Annotated in this window: 18 protein-coding genes; 3 read left to right on the top strand and 15 right to left on the bottom strand. The window is 58.7% G+C overall.

What is annotated here, in order from left to right; genetic code table 11:
• Positions 1 to 46 precede the first annotated feature (46 nt).
• The 15 genes from AC5JQH_RS05860 to AC5JQH_RS05930 all read right to left on the bottom strand — a co-directional run bounded on the left by AC5JQH_RS05860 (position 47) and on the right by AC5JQH_RS05930 (position 19,072).
• A complete protein-coding gene (locus tag AC5JQH_RS05860) occupies positions 47 to 601 on the bottom strand; it encodes a nitrous oxide reductase accessory protein NosL (protein ID WP_273069409.1) in 555 nt (184 codons plus the stop codon).
• Between the two features lie 14 nt (positions 602 to 615).
• The gene (locus tag AC5JQH_RS05865; RefSeq protein ID WP_053112948.1) at positions 616 to 1,446 is read right to left on the bottom strand and encodes an ABC transporter permease; all 831 of its coding nucleotides are present in this window, start codon (positions 1,444 to 1,446) and stop codon (positions 616 to 618) included.
• Positions 1,443 to 2,375 carry an ABC transporter ATP-binding protein gene (locus tag AC5JQH_RS05870; RefSeq protein ID WP_474545820.1) on the bottom strand — a complete coding sequence of 311 codons (933 nt, stop codon included), beginning with the start codon at positions 2,373 to 2,375 and terminating at the stop codon, positions 1,443 to 1,445. Before AC5JQH_RS05870 ends, AC5JQH_RS05865 begins: the two co-directional genes overlap by 4 nt.
• On the bottom strand, positions 2,372 to 3,640 hold the full coding sequence (locus tag AC5JQH_RS05875) for a nitrous oxide reductase family maturation protein NosD (protein WP_493805386.1): 1,269 nt from the start codon (positions 3,638 to 3,640) through the stop codon (positions 2,372 to 2,374). Before AC5JQH_RS05875 ends, AC5JQH_RS05870 begins: the two co-directional genes overlap by 4 nt.
• 227 nt (positions 3,641 to 3,867) lie before the next feature.
• The gene (gene nosZ, locus AC5JQH_RS05880) at positions 3,868 to 5,763 is read right to left on the bottom strand and encodes a TAT-dependent nitrous-oxide reductase (RefSeq protein WP_008175382.1); all 1,896 of its coding nucleotides are present in this window, start codon (positions 5,761 to 5,763) and stop codon (positions 3,868 to 3,870) included.
• 64 nt (positions 5,764 to 5,827) lie between these two features.
• Positions 5,828 to 7,927, bottom strand: coding sequence for a transcriptional regulator NosR (nosR, locus tag AC5JQH_RS05885; RefSeq protein ID WP_273157117.1), 2,100 nt, complete (start codon positions 7,925 to 7,927; stop codon positions 5,828 to 5,830).
• Between the two features lie 157 nt (positions 7,928 to 8,084).
• A complete protein-coding gene (locus AC5JQH_RS05890; protein ID WP_008175391.1) occupies positions 8,085 to 8,486 on the bottom strand; it encodes a hypothetical protein in 402 nt (133 codons plus the stop codon).
• Positions 8,487 to 8,522: 36 nt separating this feature from the next.
• Positions 8,523 to 8,909 (bottom strand): putative zinc-binding protein, encoded by a 387-nt coding sequence (locus AC5JQH_RS05895; RefSeq protein ID WP_493805387.1) that lies wholly within the window; start codon positions 8,907 to 8,909, stop codon positions 8,523 to 8,525.
• Between the two features lie 43 nt (positions 8,910 to 8,952).
• Positions 8,953 to 9,702, bottom strand: coding sequence for a Crp/Fnr family transcriptional regulator (locus tag AC5JQH_RS05900; protein ID WP_493805388.1), 750 nt, complete (start codon positions 9,700 to 9,702; stop codon positions 8,953 to 8,955).
• Positions 9,703 to 10,043: 341 nt separating this feature from the next.
• Positions 10,044 to 10,850 carry a peptidylprolyl isomerase gene (locus AC5JQH_RS05905; RefSeq protein ID WP_493805389.1) on the bottom strand — a complete coding sequence of 269 codons (807 nt, stop codon included), beginning with the start codon at positions 10,848 to 10,850 and terminating at the stop codon, positions 10,044 to 10,046.
• A 64-nt stretch (positions 10,851 to 10,914) separates the two neighbouring features.
• Positions 10,915 to 11,592, bottom strand: a complete 678-nt coding sequence (gene narI / locus AC5JQH_RS05910) for a respiratory nitrate reductase subunit gamma (protein ID WP_338354617.1) — start codon at positions 11,590 to 11,592, stop codon at positions 10,915 to 10,917.
• A 23-nt stretch (positions 11,593 to 11,615) separates the two neighbouring features.
• The gene (gene narJ, locus AC5JQH_RS05915) at positions 11,616 to 12,356 is read right to left on the bottom strand and encodes a nitrate reductase molybdenum cofactor assembly chaperone (protein ID WP_008175401.1); all 741 of its coding nucleotides are present in this window, start codon (positions 12,354 to 12,356) and stop codon (positions 11,616 to 11,618) included.
• A gap of 10 nt (positions 12,357 to 12,366) precedes the next feature.
• Positions 12,367 to 13,941 carry a nitrate reductase subunit beta gene (gene narH / locus AC5JQH_RS05920; RefSeq protein WP_493805390.1) on the bottom strand — a complete coding sequence of 525 codons (1,575 nt, stop codon included), beginning with the start codon at positions 13,939 to 13,941 and terminating at the stop codon, positions 12,367 to 12,369.
• Complete coding sequence (locus AC5JQH_RS05925; RefSeq protein WP_493805391.1) at positions 13,938 to 17,681, bottom strand: nitrate reductase subunit alpha; 3,744 nt, start codon at positions 17,679 to 17,681, stop codon at positions 13,938 to 13,940. Before AC5JQH_RS05925 ends, narH begins: the two co-directional genes overlap by 4 nt.
• Before the next feature lie 122 nt (positions 17,682 to 17,803).
• On the bottom strand, positions 17,804 to 19,072 hold the full coding sequence (locus AC5JQH_RS05930) for an MFS transporter (RefSeq protein ID WP_493805392.1): 1,269 nt from the start codon (positions 19,070 to 19,072) through the stop codon (positions 17,804 to 17,806).
• A 181-nt stretch (positions 19,073 to 19,253) separates the two neighbouring features.
• Between AC5JQH_RS05930 and AC5JQH_RS05935 the strand changes: the two genes are divergently transcribed.
• The 3 genes from AC5JQH_RS05935 to ubiT all read left to right on the top strand — a co-directional run bounded on the left by AC5JQH_RS05935 (position 19,254) and on the right by ubiT (position 22,350).
• Positions 19,254 to 21,113, top strand: a complete 1,860-nt coding sequence (locus tag AC5JQH_RS05935; RefSeq protein ID WP_493805393.1) for a histidine kinase — start codon at positions 19,254 to 19,256, stop codon at positions 21,111 to 21,113.
• A 17-nt stretch (positions 21,114 to 21,130) separates the two neighbouring features.
• Positions 21,131 to 21,790: a two-component system response regulator NarL gene (narL, locus tag AC5JQH_RS05940; RefSeq protein ID WP_273083364.1), complete on the top strand. Its 660-nt coding sequence runs from the start codon at positions 21,131 to 21,133 to the stop codon at positions 21,788 to 21,790.
• Between the two features lie 68 nt (positions 21,791 to 21,858).
• Entirely contained in the window at positions 21,859 to 22,350 is a 492-nt protein-coding gene (ubiT, locus tag AC5JQH_RS05945; protein ID WP_474545813.1) for a ubiquinone anaerobic biosynthesis accessory factor UbiT, read from the top strand.
• Positions 22,351 to 22,358 lie beyond the last annotated feature (8 nt).

Consider the following 22,358-nt stretch of genomic DNA (forward strand, 5'->3'; position numbering starts at 1 on the left):
CAACAAAAGGGTCAGATGAAAGCTTTCATCTGACCCTTTTTCATTTCTAGTGGTCCATTCCGTCCATTCCGTCCATACCATCCATACCATGCTTCGCCAGGCCGGTATTCAGATGCTCCATGGTGATCGAACTGTATTTCAGAACCTCACCGCCATGTTCCATCATGAACCCGTGGGCGGCTTCCTCGGTCGCAAAGGAGGCAAGCGTCGGCCCCATGGCGCCCGAGCGGTCAGAGCCAACCACGAAGAAAGCGTCCCGGGCGTCGATCAGGGCGGTGTCGTCCGGATGCTCCCACTCGGTCTGGGTCATGTCGTGGACGTAGAGGGTGTGATCACGGTTTTCATTCTCCGGCTGGAGCATCCAGGCGAACATGTCCTTGGTGGAGCAGAACTTACGGACGTGCTGCTCTTTCTCGGTTATGGCCTCACCCTTGGGGCCCGGGAAATTGGAGATCACCATGCCGCAGACGTGGCATTCATCGCCGCTTTCGAAATGCACCGGTTCGGGTTTGGCCATGGTCTGCTCCTCATTGCCCGAACAGGCGGTGAGGGTTATGGCTGCCAGAGCGGCGAGGAGCCAGTTGAGTTTACTTCTGTTCATCGGGATAACTCCGTTCAGATACGACGGTTTCGGAAAAGTAACAAGGCACCCGCCAGCGGGATAGCGAACCACAGCACCAGACCAATCCAGAGGCCAGCGGCGCCGATGGGCAGATCGGCACCGAGGCTGAGGACGCCACTTAGCTGGGCGCTGTCGCCGAAGGCAACGATATTGAGCAGGCGGTAGATATCCGTGGGATTGAGCATCAACAGCCAGGGCAACAGTTCCGCGCTGAACTGGCCTTCACTCGCCACGAGGGTACCCAGCAGCATCAGATCGAAGATCAGCACGAAGAAGAACCAGATCGCCAGGGCCAGGCCGGCGGCGATGGGCTTTTCGCTGACCCGGACACTGATCACGTAGGCAAGGGCAATGAAGCCCCACCCCAGAAGCACGGTGGAGCCAATAAACCGCAGCATGGCTGCTGCGAGACTGGCAATGGCAACGTTTTCCACCAGCACCGCAATGGCCACGCCGGCGACGCCGAAGCCAATCACAGTGGCGAAAGCCAGGGTCAGGCCATGGCCCAGGAACTTGCCGAGCAGCAACTGGCTGCGGCTGAGAGGGTAGGTCAACAGTAACAGCAGGGTTCCACCCTCTTCTTCCCCGACGATGGCATCGTAGGCCAGCAACAGTGCAATCAACGGGATCAGGAAGATTCCAAGGCTCGCAAGGCTGGCAATGGTGGCCGGCGTGGAGGCATATCCCACCTGCCCTGAGGCGGCGGCGCCAAACCAGGCGATGCCCAAAGCCAGGGTGGCGAAAACCAGGGAAATGGCCATCAGCCAGCGGTTGCGCAGGCTGTCACTGAGTTCCTTGCGGGCAATGGTCCAGATACTGTTCATTGGCTGCCTCCCCGGTGGGCCAGGCCACCCGAACCGATAAAGTGCACGTAGATGTCTTCCAGGCTGGGTTGATGAATGCTGATATCTGCCACTTCACCCGACGCCATCACTGCATGCAGCAAGGCCATTTTATCCCTTGGCTGCACATCCACCCGCAGGCGCCCGCTATCGGACTTGATGATCAGGCCACTGCTGCTCGAAGCGCTGTCGATCACATGTTCCAGCGCCGAGATACTGTTGGCGGGATCCAGAGACAGGGTTACCGGCATATTGGCCTGTCGCCTTAATGCCGCCAGATCGCCGGCAGCCTTCAGTGCGCCATCGGTGAGAATGGCTGCACGGTCAATATAAGGTTCGACACCGGGCAGGACATGGGAACACAGCACAATGCCGGTGCCTCCCTCACACAGTTCCCGGAGCAGCCGGTACAGATCTGCCGTGGCGACCGGATCCAGACCAACGGTAGGCTCGTCCAGCATCAGCAGCTTCGGCTTGCCCAACAGCGCCTGCGCCAGACCAAGACGCTGACGCATGCCTTTCGAGTATGTCTTCGTACGAGCATCCATGGCATCGCCAAGGCCAACCTGTTCCAGCAGTTGAGGCACCTGTTGCAGGGAGGCGCCCTTCAGCCGTGCGAAATGGTTCAGAATCTCCCGACCGGTCAGCTGCGGATAGAACATCACGTTCTCCGGCAGGTAACCGATGTGCTGGGTTACCTGCGGATCGCCGGCATGGCCGCCAAGCACGGAAACCGATCCCTGGTTGGGGTTCATGAGCCCCAGGATCAGCTTGATACAGGTTGTCTTACCGGCCCCGTTATGGCCGAACAACCCCAGAATCTCCCCCGGCTCCAGAGTCAGGTCGATCCCCGTAAGGACCGGGCTCTTATCGTACCGGTAACTCACATTATCAAGGTGAAAACAGCTCATCGGTTCTCCGGTTGAAGCTCTGCGGGCATCCGCATCAGGGGATGGGAATCGGTCACACCGGCGGACTTGACCACCGGAAACGCATCCTGCACCCAGCGCAGAGTATCCACCGCCGGGCTGAACATCAGAACCTTCGCTTCCGGGTATTTCCAAAGTAGCCGGTCCACGTTGTCATTGGGCTCATAGGGCACATCGCCAACGCCGTCCTGATTCCGGTCCCAGCCCAGGTAATCACTCCAGTAATTGCCCTTCTTCCCTTTTGACCACTCCTGGGTGCGGGTGGCGACATACTTGACCTGGCGCTGATTATTCACGAACGCGTTGTCAAAAACCTCGTTGTCTTCCGAGCCCGCGGTCAGATGAATGCCGATATTACTGTCGGCAAAGACATTGCCTTCAAAGGTGTTGTACAGCGAGTTGTAGATAAACACCGCCTTACCTTCAGCCCCCTCAATGGCAACACCGGCGGTCTGCCCCTGGGACACACCCGTCACCACATTGCCCCGCAGCTCCGACTGGGTAATGAAATTCATCAGAATCCCGTAGTTCTCATCATTCACCGACCGGTTGTTAATCACCGTCAGACGCTTGCTCTGCATCAGCGCATAACCGGTTCGCGTGTTACGGGTGACATTGTTCTCCAGCAGATTATTCATCGAGTACATGTAATGAATGCCATAACGCAGATCCGCCATCTCATTGCCCCGGATCGTATTGTTATTCGCCGTCTCGATATAAATCGCATCCCGCGTCCGACGGATGTCATTGCCTTCAATCAGCGCGCCGGTGGTATTGAACAGATGAATCCCATTGCCCCGGTCATTCGGACGCAGACTGTCATCACCGCGAATCCGATTATCGCGGACCGTCACATCCGGCGTTGCATCCAGCCACACCCCGAACGCCGGCCCCTGCAAACGATTGTTCTCAACCACCGCGCCCCTGGCCTCCCGAGCCACAAAAATCCCCGCATCCAGCTCGTTCAGATTGCTGCCCCAGTTGTGAACGGCACATCCGGAAAACGTCACCCTCTCGGCGACGATATCCACCGCATTGCCCTGCCCGCCGGGGTCAATCACCGTCTCGGCATGGCAAGACACAGACACCCCGGGCACCCGGATTGCCAGAGACGAAATCTGTTCAGGGGGAAGCTCAAAGCTCGCACCCGGTTCCAGGGCATCAAGCTGTTCTTGCAGGTCCGCTTGCGCGGTCAGCGATAACAGAGCGACTGTCAGGGCCACTCCATAACGCATGATTCGATACATCAATGTTTTCTCAAAAGCCAGGATGAAGGAGGACTGCACCGAGTTTGGTGCAAATCGATGGTAAAGGGCTTTCCGAAACCGTTGAGGGCCATGGATGGCCCGATTCGAGCCCTACAGGGACGTACTCGCGGGCGTGTTTCGGAAAGCCCTTTACCATCGGTTTGCCACACCCAAGCCTGCGGCCTTGCCAGGGCCCATTAATGAACCCCGGCAAGAACCTCAGTGGATCAGGCTTTCTCTACAATCATGCGACCCCGCATCTCCATATGCAGCGCATGACAGAACCAGTTGCAGTAGTACCAGTGCACCCCGGGACGATCCGCCTTGAAGGTCACCGAAGCCGTCTGCTGCGGACTGACCTCCATGCTCACACCATGGTTCACCATACAGAAGCCGTGAGTCACATCCTCAATGGTGTCCAGGTTGGTCACATATACGGTCACCTCATCACCCTGCTTCACCTTGAACTCCGTCATCCCGTACTGCGGCGCAATTGAGGTCATGTAAACACGAACCTTGTTGCCATCGCGGATAACCTTGTTGTCGGCTTCCAGAGTAACGCCATCCTTCTTGGCCTGCTCAACGGCAGAGGCAAAGAACGGATCGTCACGATCGTAGATCTTCCTGGTCTTGATCTGATCACGACGGACCAGAATGCAGTCGTGGGGCTCGGCGAAGGCCGGGCCATCGTGAACCAGCTTCATCTCCTCGCCGGAGATATCGATCAGCTGGTCGTTCTCCGCATGCAAAGGTCCAACCGGCAGGAACCGGTCCTTGGAGAACTTCGACAGCACCACCAGCCACTTGCCATCGGCATCCCGGGATTCGGTCAGAGACGCGTGGTTGTGGCCCGGCTGATAATGCACATCCAGCTTCTGGCGGATGTAGTTCACGTCCTCGCCGTTGTAGTGCCTGATGGCATCGGCAATGTTCCACTTGCACACCTGGCTGTCGATAAACAGAGTGGTGTAGGCGTTACCCCGACCGTCGTATGTGGTGTGCAGGGGCCCAAGACCCAGCTCTGGCTCACCCACCACGGTATCACGGGGCTCAATCGCTCCGTCGAACAGGTCATCCAGCTTCTCGATCGAAATAATGGTGACCGTTGGCGACAACTTGCCATTGGCAATAAAGTACTTGCCGTCCGGGGAGGTATTCAGGCCATGCGGGTTCTTGGGAACCGGGATGTAGCGGGTCAGGTCCGAGCCTGCACGACCGTCCACCACAGGCACCTTGGAGTCGCCCAGGGTCTTGTAGTTACCGTCCCGGACTGCCTTCTCGATGCGCTCGATGTTGAACACGACGGCCCAATCCCGATCGTTGCGCATGGTGCCGGCCAGATCCAGTGCCTTCTCCGAGTTGTAGCAGGTGGCACAGGCGTATTTGCCGGTGTAGTCTGCATCGGTGTTGTCCAGGTTGCCATCCACAATCACCTGGAAGGCCACTTCCATGGTTTCCGCGTCCACCGCATTGAACATGGTATAGCTGTTTTCAAGGCTGGTATCGCTGCCGTCGTTCGGGTGCGGGATCACGTATTCCCCGTTACAGAAGACGTACTTGGTCTTCGGCACCTTCTGCAGCCGCAGACCATGGATGGCCTGAACGTTGGGAATGGCGGTGATCTTGTCACACTTCATGATGTCCAGACGGATACGGGCAACCCGGGTATTGGCCTTGTCATTGATGAACAGATACTTGCCATCGTAACGGCCATCCGTCATGGAAATATGCGGGTGGTGGGAGTCACCGTTCAGGTGGGTATTGTCATGGCCCAATACGTCTTTGCTCTCGTTGCTAATCCCCCAGCCTGTCGCAGAATCCACGTTGAACACGGGGATACGCATGAGTTCCCGCATGGATGGGATGCCCAGGACCCGTACTTCACCGGAGTGACCACCACTCCAGAAACCGTAGTACTCGTCCAGTTCGCCGGGGTGCACAACGTATTTATTGCGGGCTTCTTCGGCGGCAGCCGCGAACGATTCCCGTGACATCACTGCAGCACCAAGGCCGGTTGCCCCGGCAACACCGGCGAGTGCCGCGGCACCCATGAACCGGCGGCGACTCTGCCCGCTCTCGGGAAGCGCCTGGGTATCCTTGGTCAGATCATCTCTTTTTTTCATAACATCCAACTCCGTTATTGGTAATGGCGGTTTTGCTTCTCGTGCTTTCTTTTTATGGGACTACTCAAGACACCTGAACCACGGGTATTTCCTCCGGGTGGCCTGGTGCGTTATGGCCACGGCGCTTGCCGCGTCGCTTGACGATCAGCGGTGGGCACTTGTGGTCATCGAAATAGGTCATCTGGCAGTCCAGGCAGTAATGGCATTCCATGTAGTTGATGTGGCCGTCCGGGTGGATCGCCTGAACTTCACACTCGTGATCGCACAGCCGGCAAGGATTGCCACATTCCTTGCGGCGTTTGAGCCAGTCGAACACTCGCAGTTTGCTTGGCAGTGCCAAAGCCGCGCCCAGCGGACACATGTAGCGGCAAAACACTTTGCGGGTGAACAGGTTGACCACCAGTAGCAACACGGCGTAAGTCACGAAAGGCCAGCTGCGATCAAACTTCAGGGTGATGGCGGTCTTGAACGGCTCCACCTCTGCAAGCCGTTCGGCGGTCGCCATGGAATCCAGCGACACTCCGAACAACACCAGCAGAATGATGTACTTGATGGCCCATAGCCGCTCGTGCACGGCAAAAGGCACGGTGTATTGGGGTACTTTCAGCTTGCGGGCAATTTCGTTCAGCAGTTCCTGCAGCGCGCCGAACGGGCACAACCACCCACAGTAAACCGCCCGGCCCCAGAGCAGGATGATGCCTGCCACCACGGCCCAGAGAATGAAAATCACCGGGTCGATCAGGAAGGTTTCCCAGCTGAAGCCACTGATCAGGCTGTTCACAAACGTGAGCACGTTGACGATGGACAGCTGCCCCATGGCAAACCAGCCGATGAAGAACAGGGTGTAGGTCAGAAATGCGTGGCGGATCCAACGCATGATTCTGGGTTTTTTCACCAGCCAGTCCTGGAAGAACAGGATAAACATCAGCACGCCGATACCAATACCGAGCACCACAATCTGGAACTCCCGCTGGTACCACACCTGCACCCACATGGGCTGGCTCTCCAGCCATTCTTCCTCGGAGACAACTGTCTCCGGACGGGTGTAATACTGCTCCGGCAGCTGGTACTCCAGCGGGAATACCTGGAATTCGCTGTCCAGCGGCCCGGTCTGGCGCTTCACCGTGAGCTCGAGTGTCCACGGTGTACCGGGATCGAAGTTGTATTGCTGGCGAATGATGAAGATCGCCATCTCCGTGAATTCCGGCATGCCCTCGGCATAGACGTCGCTTAGCCGGTAGAAATCCAGGTCACGGAAATTGAAGGTGTCGCCGAACTGACGGATCTGGATGCGATCGAAGATGCCGCCGCGAACATAACCTGACCCCTTGAAGGAGTATTCACCGTTGGCCATCACGGCAATGGCATGCTCGCCTTCCTCCAGCTCGGATGTCAGCCACTGGTACTGGCTTTCGCCCAGCAGATTCCGGCCGATTGTGGGCGCATCCAGGTAAGCGGCATACAGATCAATCAGCGGCTCTTTGCGTTCCTCCGGGCCAGCGGTATCAACGCCCTCGGCTTCCGTCCCCTTGAAGGAATCATCCACCTGGCCCTTGGTAAGCATCAACCGGCGCACAGAGCCGTCACCGGTCAGTTCCTGCCAGGTTTTCTCCTCGAAGGCCTGTTTGTCGACGGTGGCCACCGGCGGACGGGTCCCATCCTCGCCCTCAACCATGCCCAGTTCCACGGCCACCCGATGGGCGGTGCGCATGATCACTTCATTGATCACCATCACGGTCACCGTGGCACCGGACAATCCGTCCACAGCCACCTTTCGTTCCGAAGAGGTTCCGCCCACGGTTACCCGCTGGTCCGCTTTGAGGCCCGTGTACTGATCGGTAAAGGCGTGCATTTTGCTTTCGGGTATGCCCACCAGGAGAATGGGTTCGTCGTGGTGGATTACCTTGGCGGCCTTGATGGTGCCTTCGGCATCCAGCACCACCATGGCATTGACCGGCTTGCCCGAGTAGGCGGGGGTCTGGACAAAATCCAGTGACTGATAGGCGTAGCCCACCAACTCCTTACGGACGTAGAGCTCCTGGATGGCCCGATTGCCTTTCCGGGGAATCACCCGGGTGACATCGGGAAACGCCTGCTCAATGACCTGACGACCGGCAACGGGCTCATACTTGGACAGAGGCGCTGCATCCAGGGCCATGGCCATGATCGACGCGAAAAAGACAAAAGCGAAGCGGGAAAAAACGGACACAGAAGACTCCCTGAGAAAAAGCGCCTTATTGCTTCAGCCTAGGCAAATTAGAGGAAAATCAAATACCTCTTATTGAATACACCTGGCGGAGGAACTGATCGACTTCACGCTGTCAGCCCAGGCTGACAGCGTTTCCGTATGAATCGAGAGGGAGGTAATTACTTATATGGCCGAGGCGGATGGACTCCACCATCATGGTCAGCGGCTGCTGCGCCTCATCGGTGGATGGGGGCGTGCCACCGCGGCCGGACATGGCGGCGACGAACACCACATCCCAGGACTGGCCTGTGGCCCGGGATTCTTCTTGCAAGGCCCCGAAATCCGGTGCCTCTTCGGGCGTCTTGTCGACGCAGATCACCGGCGTCAGGGCGCCGCCTTCACCGCGCTCAAAAGCGGCTCTTTCTTCCGGGGAGGCCTCGTCCGGCAACTCTGCCCGGCAGAAAACGAATAGCAGGCGCTGGGGCTCCTGCTGGCTGTGGGAGGCCTGAATCAGGTCACTGTAACTGCTGATCATCTTGGTGAATCCTTACTGGTACCGGGCCGCTGCGATTTACGCGTGGCGGGCAATGAGCTGGTCGGACGAGGTTAGCCTGCGGACTTCGTCGCAGACTTCTTCCACGGCATCTTCGCCGTAGCTCTGTCCATAATGTTTCTTGAAGCCGAAGTCGTAGAGCCGGACATGCTCATCGGGCTCCACACCGATGTTCTCGAGACAGGCCCGGGCACAGTGCAACGGGCAGCCATCAATAACCGTGATCGGGCGACCGGATCTGGCGGTTTTCACCAGGGACGGCACCTTGCCGCCGACGCCGGAGATGCAGGACATTTCGAACTCACCGGCATGATCGAGCCTTACCGCCACATTGTTGGCCAGCTGCGCCACATCAGAGCAGCCGGAACATGAGTAAATCAGTGGACGTTGCTTTCTCGATGTCACTTGTCCCCCTTTCCAAAAAGCCTGGAGGTTTGAATGTGATCCGTTACTGGCTGATCTCAATCAGACGCTGCGGATCCGAGATGAACAGTCGGCTGCGGTTGACCCGCACCAGGCCGTTGGCTTTCAGGTCCGCCAGAATCCGGGAGAAAGTCTCCGGCTGCATGGCCAGCCTGGAGGCCACCAGGCACTTGGGTAGCGGCAACTCGACTTCTCCACCCTCATCTGCGCCATTGGGCAGCAGGTCGATCAGGTAGCGGATCAGGCGGTCACGGGCGTTCTGTACGGTCATGATTTCCAGGTCGTGGAACCGGGAAACCGCGCGTTTGGCGTAATGCCGCAGGGCTGCCTGGGCGTATTTCGGGTTGCTTTCCAGCATGTCCTGGTAGGCTTTCACGGGGATCATCAGAACCTCGCTGGATTTCAGGGCCTCGGCGTAGCAGGCATACCGGGGCGGATCGGCATAGATCATGACTTCGGCGAAGCAGTCGCCAGGGGCGATGCTGTCGAGGGTTCGGTCGATGCCGGAGGAGTCCAGGCGGTAAAGACGCAAGCGGCCGGAGATCACGAAGAAGAAATGGTGCGCCGGCATGTCCTGGCGATAGAGCAGCTGGTGATGGCCAAGGCGGATTCTTCGGGATTGCTGGATCAGGTGCTGCAGGTCTTTGCCATTGAGTTCCGAGAACAGTGGATGGCTGCGCAGGGCCTGGAGGCCGTCTTCGTCGTCAAAGGGTTTGTTGACGGCGACCAGGACGGGTTTGGTGTAGCGGGTTTCGGCCGTTTGGGTCATTGCCATTGGTGTATCCTCTCTGCATATTCATGCATTCGAAATCATGTTTTAAATAGTAGAAGGATACTGGGGGAAAATCGCTCCCCCCATGGGGGTAGTCGGGGGGTTATTCGGGAGTAATTGATCTAACTCAAAGTGTTTTTTTGCTAACTAATTTGAGTCGAAAAGGCTACCGCTAGGTCTGGCGCCTGGCGCACTGAACATCGAGTACAGACTGGCAGGAACCCCCTTTCCAAAACACGCTCCTTGCGGCACATCCATGTGGCGCTTGACTGCAGCCATCCATGGCTGCAGACAGTTTTGGAAAGGGGGTTCCTGCCAGTCTCCAGGCTTTGGTCGCGCGCCTTTTACTGCATTAGTGGCGAGTCGGGCAGCTCGAGATCTACTCCTTCTACGCCAGTTTCCGCTGCCAGAACCTGCAGGTACTGACGAAACGCCCGGCGGGTTACACTCTCGCTCAGGTACTGTCGGATCTGGGGTTTGACGTGCTCATACGGGAGCTGCTGGCCGTCGATGCGTTGGTCGACGCGGACGATGTGCCAGCCGTAGCGGGTTTCGATCAGTTCCGGGTTCAGGCCCTCTTCCAGGGACAGGACGGGGCGCTCGAATTCGTCCACTGTCTGGCCCTTGCTGATCTGGCCGAGGCTGCCGCCCTGGTGGCGGGATTCGCAGGCAGAGTATTGTTTGGCCAGTTCGGCGAACTGGGAGCGGCCGTCGATGAGGGACGACAGCAGCTGTTGGCCGGCTTCTTCCTGGCGGATGCGTTCCTGGACGTCGTCCGGGGCAGCAGCGAGGAGGATGTGGCTGACGGCCATCAGCGTTGGGCTGCGGAAGCGGGCCGGGTTGGCGTTATAGAAGCGTTCGCAGTCCTGTTCGGTGGGGTCCGGGACGTTGAGTTCGAGTTCCAGTACCCGGGCAATGCGGTCTTCCTCGTCGGCGATGTCGTCGAGCTTGAGGCGGCTGGCCTGTTGCAGGAGGAGCTCGCGGATGACGAGGCTTCTGGCGGCTTCATGCCAGGCTTCGGCGACTTCTTCGGCCGGGTGGTGCTGCATTTCCCGGGCGATGTCGTCTTCGCCGATGAGGGTTTCACCCACGGTGACCGGCGGGAACTGGTTTCTGGGCTTTTCGGCGTCGCCGACGGGGATGAGTTGCATAGCAATAACCTCAGTAAACATGGGGTCAGACGAACGCTTTCATCTGACCCCGTTTTCATTTGCATCAAGCGCGCTTGCGAACCACCTGGTACTTCCGACCGAAATACTCCACCGGCACGCTGAGCATGTGCACCAGGCGGGTGAACGGGAAGAGTACGAAGATGGTCAGGCCCAGGAAGATGTGGGTCTTGTAGATCCAGTGCACGTCGGCAATGTAGCCGGCCACGCCGCCCTGAAGGGTGACAACACCCTGGGCCCAGGCAGAGAACTTGAGCATGGTGCTACCGTCCAGGTGACCCATGGTGGGCAGGATGGTGAGCATGCCCAGGACCAGCTGGACCACCAGGATGATAATGATCATGTTGTCGGCGAAGGTGCTGCTGGCCTTGATACGTGGATCAGTCAGACGACGCCAGGCGAGCATAGCGCCGCCGATAATCGCCATCACGCCTGCGATTCCGCCAACCACGATCGCCATCACCTGCTTGGTGCCGGGGGTCATGAACGGCTCGTAGAGCGCGTGCGGTGTCAGCAGGCCCACCAGGTGACCGAAGAAGATCACCAGTACGCCGACATGGAACAGCACGCTGGCCATCACCATGTTTTTCTTGCGCAGCATCTGGCTGGAATGGGCTTTCCAGGTGAACTGGCCCTGGTCATAGCGAGCCCAGGTACCAATCACGAGGATCGCGATAGCAATGTAGGGATAAACCCCGAACAGTAGTGTATTGAGATAGGACATCATTTCCGTTTCCTCCTGCGCCCTCAGGCGCGCCCTGCCTGACGGGGTGTTGCGTCCGTCATCAGCTGATCACTCAGGTGAATGGTCTGGGTCTGTTCCAGTTCCCGGCGGCGTTGGCCTACAACACTGCCGGTACTGCAGGAGCTGCCCTGATCATCAACAAACTTCACCATTTCCTCTTCCCAGACCTTGTCCAGAGCCTCCGGGGTGTCGTCGCGCTCTTCCGAGGCGACGATCCGGGCCAGCTCCTGGCGGTTTGCCGCACGCCCGGAGAGGGTCAGCAGCGAGTCCATCACCACGTGATAGAAGCTTTCCCGCTGGTACAGACGCTCACCCAGCAAGCCCAGGATGTGGTGGATGTCCTCCAACCAGTTCCGGATCTCGTCCCAGGGTCGGGTTGAGAGGTATTCCAGGAACAGTGGCAGGTAGTCCGGCAGTTCCCTGGCGTCGATTTCCAGACCGTTGCTGCGATATTCTTCCATCAGGTCCACCATGGCCTGGCCACGGTCGCGGGATTCCCCGTGCACGTGCTCGAACAGCAGCAGGGACGTGGCCCGGCCCTTGTCGAACATACCCACGTAGTTCTCCTGCATGTCCAGAAGGTCGCCATCGCAGACCATTTCCACGCAGCGCAGCAGTTGCTCCTTGTTCTGCCTCGGCAGCCGGCTGTCCTCAAGGACAGCGGCAATCAGGGCATCTTTGGAGGCCTGGAGTTCTTCGGTCGGGTACTCGAGCACCCGGGCCAGTACTTTTAAGAGTTGCATCTTGGCCTCCTTATTCCTGCAGCTGTTTCGGGTCAACCTGCTTCACGGTCGACAGCTTCTGGACCATGCTGGTGGTCTGTTTGCGGCCACCGAACATGTTGAACTTGCTGTCGCCGTTGCAGCCTTCACCGAAGCTGAAGCCGCAACCGTTGCGCTCGCCATGGGCGGTGGCATCGGGGAAGGCTTCTTTCGCCAGCTCGCGGTGGCTGGTGGGGATTACGAAGCGGTCCTCGTAGTTGGCGATGGCCAGGTAGCGGTACATTTCATCCGCCTGGGCCTTGCTCAGACCACACTCTTCCAGGGCACGCAGGTCCTCTTTGCCTTCCACGGTCTCGGCGCGCTTGTACAGACGCATGGCCATGATCCGCTTGAGGGCACGAACGATGGGCTTCTCATCGCCGGCGGTGAGCAGGTTGGCCAGGTACTTGACCGGGATCCGCAGGCTCTCGATCTTGGGCAGTACGCCATCGAACTCGACCTTGCCGGCTTCCGCCGCGGACTGGATCGGGCTCAGGGGCGGCACATACCAGACCATGGGCAGGGTGCGGTATTCCGGGTGCAGCGGCAGGGCCAGCTTCCAATCCACGGCCATTTTGTAGACCGGGCTGCGTTGGGCGGCTTCGATCACGTTCATCGGGATGCCGTCTTTCCTGGCCTGCTCGATCACTTTCGGGTCGAACGGGTCCAGGAATATTTCCAGCTGCTTCTCGTACAGCTCATGCTCGCCCGGGGCGCTGGCCACTTCTTCGATGCGGTCTGCGTCGTACAGGAGCACACCGAGGTAGCGAATCCGGCCAACACAGGTCTCGGAGCACACGGTGGGCATGCCGGCTTCGATCCGCGGGTAGCAGAAAATGCACTTCTCGGACTTGCCGGTTTTCCAGTTGAAGTAGATCTTCTTGTACGGGCAGCCGGAGACACACATCCGCCAGCCGCGGCACTTGTCCTGGTCGATCAGCACGATACCGTCTTCTTCCCGCTTGTAGATGGCGCCGCTGGGGCAGCTGGCCACACACGCCGGGTTCAGGCAGTGCTCGCACAGCCGCGGCAGGTACATCATAAAGGTGTTCTCGAACTGGCCGTAGATGTCCGCCTGCACCTGGTCAAAGTTCTTGTCCTTGCGGCGCTTGGCGAACTCGGTACCGAGAATCTCTTCCCAGTTCGGGCCCCATTCGATTTTCTGCATCCGCTGGCCGGAGATCAGCGAGCGCGGCCGTGCCACCGGCTGGTGCTTCATGTCGCCGGCGGTATGCAGGTGCTGATAATCGAAATCGAACGGCTCGTAGTAGTCGTCGATCTGGGGCAGGTCCGGGTTGGCGAAGATGTTCGCCAGTACCCGGAAACGGCCACCGATCTTCGGGCGGATCTTGCCGGAGCTGTCACGCATCCAGCCACCCTTCCACTTGTCCTGGTTCTCCCACTCTTTGGGATAGCCGATACCGGGTTTGGTCTCGACGTTGTTAAACCAGGCGTATTCCATGCCTTCACGGCTGGTCCATACGTTTTTGCAGGTCACTGAACAGGTGTGGCAACCAATGCACTTGTCCAGGTTCAGCACCATGCCGACTTGGGAACGGATCTTCATTTTACAGCCTCCTGAACAGTGTCATTGCCTTCACCGTCGAGCCAGTCGACGTTGTGCATCTTGCGAACCACCACGAATTCGTCGCGGTTGGAACCTACGGTTCCGTAGTAGTTGAAGCCGTAGGAATACTGGGCGTAGCCGCCGATCATGTGGGTCGGCTTCGGGCACACCCGGGTGACCGAGTTGTGGATACCGCCACGGGTACCGGTGATTTCCGAGCCCGGAATGTTCACGATCCGCTCCTGGGCGTGGTACATCATCACCATGCCGGGCATCACCCGCTGACTCACAACCGCCCGGGCTGCAATGGCGCCATTGGCGTTGAACAGCTCGATCCAGTCGTTGTCCTCAATGGCCAGTTCTTTGGCGTCGTCCTCACTCAGCCACACAATCGGGCCACCGCGGGACAGGGTGAGCATCAACAGGTTGTCGCTGTAGGTGCTGTGGATACCCCACTTCTGGTGCGGCGTGATCCAGTTCAGCGCTTTCTCGGCGTTGCCGTTGCTGCGCTGGTTGATCATGCTGCTGACCGTCTTGGTGTTGATCGGCGGGCGATACACAAGCAGGCTCTCGCCGAAGGCGCGCATCCACTCGTGGTCCTGGTAGAACTGCTGACGACCAGTCAGGGTGCGCCAGGGGATCAGCTCATGGACGTTGGTGTAACCCGCGTTGTAGGAGACATGCTCGTCTTCAAGACCAGACCAGGTTGGGCTGGAGATGATCTTGCGCGGCTGCGCCACGATGTCCCGGAAGCGGATCTTCTCCTCTTCCTTGTTCTTCGCCAGATGGGTGTGGTCCAGACCGGTCATTTCTGACAACGCAGCCCAGGCTTTCACCGCAACCTGGCCGTTGGTTTCCGGGGCCAGGGTCAGGATCACTTCCGCTGCATCAATGGCGCTTTCAATCTTCGGACGGCCGGCGTTGGCTCCGTCGATGTGCTTGTAGTTCAGGTCACCCAGGAACGTCACTTCTTTCTCGGTGTTCCAGTTGATGCCCTTGCCACCGTTACCCAGCTTGTCCATCAAAGGACCAAGCGAAGTGAAGCGCGCGTAGGTGTTCGGGTAGTCCCGCTCAACGGTGATGAAGTTGGGCGCGGTCTTGCCCGGGATCAGGTCGCACTCGCCCCGCTTCCAATCCTTCACATCGAACGGCTGGCCCAGCTCGGCCGGAGCGTCGTGCAGCAGCGGCAGGGTAACCACGTCTTTCTCGACACCCAGGTGGCCTTCGGTGGCTTTGGAGAACGCCTTGGCGATGCCCTTGTAGATCTCCCAGTCACTGCGCGCTTCCCAGGCCGGATCGGTAGCGGCGGTCAGCGGGTGGATGAACGGGTGCATGTCGGAGGTATTCAGATCGTTCTTCTCGTACCAGGTGGCCGTCGGCAGAACGATGTCGGAATACAGACAGGTGGTGGACATGCGGAAGTCAAGGGTCACCAGCAGGTCGAGTTTGCCTTCCGGCGCTTCGTCATGCCATTTGACCTCTTTCGGCTTGGCGCCACCTTCGTGGCCCAGATCCTTGCCCTGCAGGCCGCTCTTGGTACCCAGCAGGTACTTGAGCATGTACTCGTGGCCCTTACCGGAGGACCCCAGCAGGTTGGATCGCCAGATAAACATATTGCGCGGATGGTTCTGGGGCGCTTCCGGATCCTCACTGGCAAACGCCAGGGAGCCGTCTTTCATGGACTGCGCCACATAGTCCGACACTTCCATTCCGGCTTTTTCTGCCTCAGCAGCAATACCCAACGGGTTGCGGTTGAGCTGCGGGGCAGACGGCAGCCAGCCCATGCGCTCGGCGCGCACGTTGTAGTCAATCAGGCTACCGCCGAATTTGGACTTGTCCGCCAGCGGCGACAGGATCTCGTCGACACCCAGCTTCTCGTAACGCCACTGGCCAGAATGGGCGTAGAAGAAGGAGGTGGAGTTCATATGCCGGGGCGGACGCTGCCAGTCCAGACCAAAGGCCAGGGGCTGCCAGCCGGTCTGCGGACGCAGTTTTTCCTGGCCTACGTAGTGAGCCCAACCGCCACCGCTCTGGCCGATGCAGCCACACATGATCAGCATGTTGATCAGGCCGCGGTAGTTCATGTCCATGTGGTACCAGTGGTTCATACCGGCACCGACGATGACCATGGAACGGCCCTTGGTCTTGTCGGCGTTATCGGCGAACTCACGGGCAATGCGGATCACTTTCTCGGCGGGGACGCCGGTGATCTTTTCCTGCCAGGCCGGGGTGTAAGGCTTAACTTCGTCATAGGAAGTGGCACCGTCATCCTCGCCCAGGCCACGGCTAATGCCGTAGTTGGCGACCATCAGGTCATAGACGGTAACCACACGTCCTTCGGAGCCGTCCGCAAGCTGCACTTTGCGGGTACCCAGCTTGTGCTTGAGGATGTCCTTGATTTCCACGTGTTTGAAGTGATCATGCTCGATACCACCGAAGTACGGGAAGGCGACGTCCACAACGTCATCGTGCTTCTCGACCATGGACAGCTGCAGGTTGACGTCGGAGCCTTTGGCGGTCTGCTTCAGGTTCCACTTGCCCTTTTCACCCCAGCGGTAGCCAATGGAACCATTGGGAGCCGTCAGCTCACCGGAGGCTTCATCAATGGCGATGGTTTTCCACTCGGGGTTGTTTTCTTCACCCAGCCCGTCCACCAGGTCACTGGCGCGCAGGAAGCGGCCCGGAACGAAACTGCCGTCATCCTTCTCTTCCAGCATGACCAGGTAAGGCATGTCGGTGTAGCGACGCACGTAGTCGGTGAAGTACTCACTGGGCTTGTCGACGTGGAACTCTTTCAGGATCACGTGACCCATGGCCATACCCAGAGCCGCGTCGGTACCCTGCTTGGGGTTCATCCATTCGTCGGACAGCTTGGAGACTTCGGCGTAATCCGGAGTAATGGCGACGGTCTTGGTGCCCTTGTAGCGAACTTCCGTGAAGAAGTGGGCGTCCGGGGTACGGGTCTGGGGTACGTTGGAGCCCCAAGCAATGATGTAGCCGGAGTTGTACCAGTCTGCTGATTCCGGCACGTCGGTCTGCTCACCCCAGGTTTGCGGGGAGGCCGGCGGCAGGTCGCAGTACCAGTCGTAAAAGCTCATGCACACGCCGCCGATCATGGACAGGTAACGGCTGCCGGCTGCGTAGGAGACCATGGACATGGCAGGAATCGGCGAGAAGCCGATGATGCGGTCCGGGCCATGCTTTTTGGCGGTGTAAACGTTGGAGGCGCCAATCAGCTCGTTGACTTCGTCCCAGCTGGAACGCACGAACCCGCCCATACCCCGGCGAGGCTTGTATTCCGCCGTTTTCTTGGGATCTTCAACAATGGAGGCCCAGGCATCCACCGGATCCTTGTGCTCAACTTTTGCCGCGCGCCACAGCTTCATCAGGTGCTTGCGCATCAGCGGGTATTTCAGGCGGTTGGCGCTGTACATGTACCAGGAGTAGCTGGCACCGCGGGGGCAACCACGGGGCTCATGGTTGGGCAGGTCCGGACGGGTACGGGGGTAATCGGTTTGCTGGGTTTCCCAGGTAACCAGGCCGTTCTTGACGTAAATCTTCCAGCTGCAGGAGCCGGTGCAGTTTACGCCGTGGGTGGAACGCACGATCTTGTCGTGCTGCCAGCGCTGGCGGTAGCTGTCTTCCCACTCGCGACTGACTTCGTGGGTTTCGCCATGGCCGTTGGAGAACGGCTCGCGCTTCTTCCTGAAGTAATTCAGTTTATCGATCAAATGACTCATGGTCTCTCTCTCCGTCTGCCGGATCGTTTCTCCGATTTGAGACCATTGTGTGTGAGAAAAACCGCAAAATCTGCGTGGTTACTACCTCATAACCCGTTTCTACCACCCTGGGGGTAGGTGGCTTATATCCCCGGGTGGAGTAGGTGTTCACGCTCGTGTCGGCGACTTTCCCGGGCAAACAGGAAAAGACAGCCCACAAGCAGCAGGAAGAGAATCATGAAGACCGCACTGCGGATACCCAGCCAGTGGTTAACGCTGCTGAAAATCACCGGCAGCACAAAGGCTACGGAACAGGCGCTCACCAGCAGCAACCCGGCGACAAAGGCCGCCACCGAACGATTTTCAACAATCACCAGCCGCTGGAGGCTACCCATGCTGCAGCCCATGGCCAGCCCGAGGGTGACAACAAACACTCCCTCTACTTGCATGGGCAGGGCAAATTCAACGCGGATTGTGGCATCAACGCCCTGAATAAACAGCGTCATGGGTGGGTAGGACAAAACAAACAGTGCGATCAGACAGACCATCAGTGCCCGGGTGACAACCCGTGCACTGCCGAATCGATCGGAAAACCCGCCTCCCACAATCTGGGCCAGGGCACCTGGAATCACAAACCATTGAGCCAGCCGCGCTCCGGAATCCACTGACAGATCGAACTGTGAAGACAGGTAGTCCGGCAGCCACAAGGCCAACGCGAAGAAGCTGCCGGCGACAACGCCAAAATAGCCACAAAGCTGGCCGGCCCGCCTCGTCTGCATTCGGTGTAGCAGCACCCGGACTGAGGTTTCTGCGGTCGGGTCCGCCTCAGCGTCTTCCGGATCGGTAAGCATGACCAGCAGCGCAAGCACCAGAACCAGCACAATAAGATAGGCCAGCGGCACCCCGTGCCAGGAAAAGGCCTCATGGAACAGTGGCACCAGGTAGTAGTTGAATCCGGCGCCGGTTACGCCGGCGCCAAACACCCCGAGCACAAGGCCCAGGCGTTTGGATTCACAGTGTCCTGTCACGAACTGCAACCCGGCGCTGTAGAATCCACCCGCCAGCCCGAGACCGCCGGCGGCAACCAGGTACCCGGGGAAGGTATCGGTGGTCAGAAGTATCACCATGCAGGCTGCGAGCCCGGCCAGGCAGATCAGCATGATCCGGCGGGCGCCGAATTTCTGCGCCGCCAGGCCCGCTGGAACGGCCAGCGCCGCCCCCACCGCCATCGGCATCGCCAGCAGAAATCCAAACTGCAAGTCGCTGAGAGCCAGCTCCGAACGCAGATGGACTCCGGCCACCGCAAACAGAGTCCAGCACCCGGCAGCGACAACAAAGCCCGCTACCGCCAACGGCAGTACCACTGCCAATGACGCCAGCCGGTCATCTGCACGATCCGTTTCGGACTTCATTACTGTCGCTCTTCTGGAAACCTGCTTTTCAGTTTCATCTTTTGATCATAAAGGGGTCAAAGATTATGATGGGTTACCAACCATTGGGGTAATTGACTATCCTCAAGGAGGTATCACGGAATCCTGGTGCGAGGCATAATTCACCTAGCCCCGCCAAACGCATTGATGCGCACGAGATTGAATGAAATCCAGAAGCCCGCTTGTAAACCGAATCGCCATCGTCGTTGGCGCCGTGGTGGTGACAGCCCTTGTCAGCATGGCGACCACGCTTGCGGTGTCCAAAAGCATCGAAGGCAATGCCACCGCGATCAATCTGGCAGGCGCCCTGCGCATGGGTGCGTTCCAGCTGCTGGCCCAAAGCGCGGGCCCTGCGGTTCCAGAGTCCGGTGAGGACTCGATCTCGCAGATGCTGGACCAATACGAGACCAAGCTGGCTGACGCCAGCATCACCAAGGCCATCCCCGAAAGCCATGACCATCCGCTCGGCGCCCAGTACCAGGCCATTCTGGAATCCTGGCAAACCACGCTTCGGCCTGCCCTGCAGGAACATGACGAGGGCACGCCTGTTTCCGAGACCATGCTGGCCTCAACACAGCAGTACGTTGATAACGTAGACCAGCTGGTCAATATGCTGGAACAGCGAACCGAAGCCCGTATTGACCTGCTGCACCTGATTCAGATCATCAGCCTGGCTTTTTCCATTCTTATCATCGTGGCGCTGTTCATCGATCTGAAAAACCGTATTTTGCGGCCACTGCGCAAGCTGGTCAGCATCGCCATCGCCGTGGGCGACCAGGACTTTTCCCGTAAGGCCAACCTGAGCGGCTCCGACGAGCTGGCACAACTTGGCCAGGCCTTTGACCAGATGACCAGCGAGCTGGCACTGACCTATTACGAGCTGGAAGAAAGGGCCCGCCTGAAAACGGAAGAGCTTGAAAGGAGCCACGCGGCCCTTCAACTCCTGCATTCCGCAAGCCGGGACCTGTTTGCCAAACACGACCTGTGCAATGGGGCGATCCCCATGCTTCAGGAGCTTGAGCAGCTACTGGGCATTGGCCCGATCCGCCTCTATCTCCATGACAAGGAATCCTCAGAGCCAATTCAAGCAATCACGACCGCCAGCCGGGAACGGCCCTTCTACTGCCGTGATCACCACTGCAATGCCTGCCTGGTGACGCCAGAGGCCTATGACGAGCTTCCCGTGGAATCCAACGACGGTCGGCGGCTCCTGCTACCGATCCGTACCCCCGGACAGCTGCTGGGTACACTGGAGGTCTGGTACCCGGCTGAGGAAGGTCTTTCGAAAACCTCCCGGCGGCTGTTGGAAACCCTCAGCGACCAGCTGGCCACGGCCATTTTCCTGGAACGGCAGATTACCGAGGAGCAGCAGCAGACGCTTGCTGAAGAACGCACAGTGATCGCCCGGGAACTTCATGATTCCCTGGCACAGTCACTTTCATACCTGAAAATGCAGGTTGCCCGGTTGCGCCGCCTTAACATCGACGGCGAGCAACAAAAAACTCACGAGGCGATTCTCGACGAACTCAGTACCGGCCTGAACAGTGCCTATCGCCAGTTGCGGGAGCTGCTGGCGACGTTCAGGCTGAAGCTGGACACGCCGGATCTTGCTACTGCCCTGCAGAAGACCATTGAAGAATTTTCCGAGCGGCTGGGTAAGCCGGTTGGGCTGCAGTACAATCTGCCGCCCCAGACCCTGTCGCCAAATGAAGAGATCCATACCCTGCAGATTGTGAGGGAAGGCCTGGCCAACGCGGTCAAACACGCAGATGCCACGGACATAACCGTGGATGTTCTGTTCGAATCGCCACAAGTACGGGTGCGGATCCGGGATAATGGCAAGGGCCTGCCCGGTAGCGACCAGCCCGTCAATCATTATGGCCTGATCATCATGCAGGACCGCGCCCGGACCCTGGGCGGCAAGGTCGAAGTAAGCAACCGGGATGAAGGGGGTGTGGAAGTCACCCTGGGATTTGTTCCCAAAAGCCGAAACCTGATTCCCACAGAAGCATCAAATGCCTGACCAAAAGAGAGAACCCGATGTCTGAGTCACCCGCAAGTATTCTGTTGATCGACGATCACCCGCTTCTTCGCCAGGGCATCAAACAGTTGATCGATATGGAAGACGATATGAGCGTGGCCGGGGAGGCCAGTAACGCTGCCGACGGCATCCGGCTGGCCACCGAACTGGAGCCCGACCTGATCCTGATGGACCTGAACATGCCCGAAATGGACGGCATCGAAGCGCTCAGAAGACTTCGGGAACAGAACATCAGCTCCCGCATTGTGATGTTCACCGTGTCGGACCAGGAGGATGACGTGGTGGCGGCACTCCGGGCCGGTGCGGACGGCTACCTGCTGAAGGACATGGAACCGGAAGACATGATCAACCAGCTTCATCAGGCGGCGGTCGGCAAAATGGTGATCAGTGACCGATTGACTACCCTGCTGGCCGAGGCCCTGCGCTCCAACAAGCCCCAACAGGCATCACGCCCGGATTTCGACAGCCTGACACCGCGGGAGAAGGATATCTTGCGGCTGATTGCAGAGGGCCTTTCAAACAAGATGATTGGTCGCAAGCTCGACATCAGCGACGGCACCGTGAAAGTCCATGTGAAACACCTGCTGAAGAAACTGAACCTGCGCTCAAGGGTGGAAGTGGCCGTTTGGGCAGTGGAAGAAGGCCTCCACAAGGGCTGAGTTATATCAAATCGTTCCAGAGCACTTTGCTTTACTCTGTGCCGGTTACTGACCGCCCGGAGTAAAGCATGGCTTTTTCACTACCTTCCATTGCCTCCCTGAACTCTCCCCTGATTGGGCAAACGGTTTCCGTCCTTCGGGAGTACCTGTCCTCCCCCGCGCCCATGCTAGGCGCTATTGATCGCAGAATCCCGGTGCCCCTGAAACAGCTAGCCGCCGAGGCGCCTCTGAATCACATTTTTGCCCAGGCCATTGATGACGGAGAATTCGATGACTTCGAAGGCCGCCGGATTCGCCTAGAGGTGAACGGCGGACAACCCGGCATCACCATTGGCTTCTGGGCCGGCCGACTCCGGGTGATCGACGGCCCCGGAGAGGCAACCATCCGGGGCTCGCTGACCGCCTTCAGAACCCTGGCGGAACGTCGACAGGACCCCGACCAGCTGTTTTTCCAGCGCAAGCTGGTTATCGAAGGTGACACGGAGCTGGGCCTGGGCGTAAAAAACCTGCTGGATAGCCTGGAGTGGTGTCTCAGTCTGCGAAATCTGTTGCGGCAATAGCTCTCTTG

This window comes from Marinobacter sp. H13 (genome assembly GCF_059072335.1).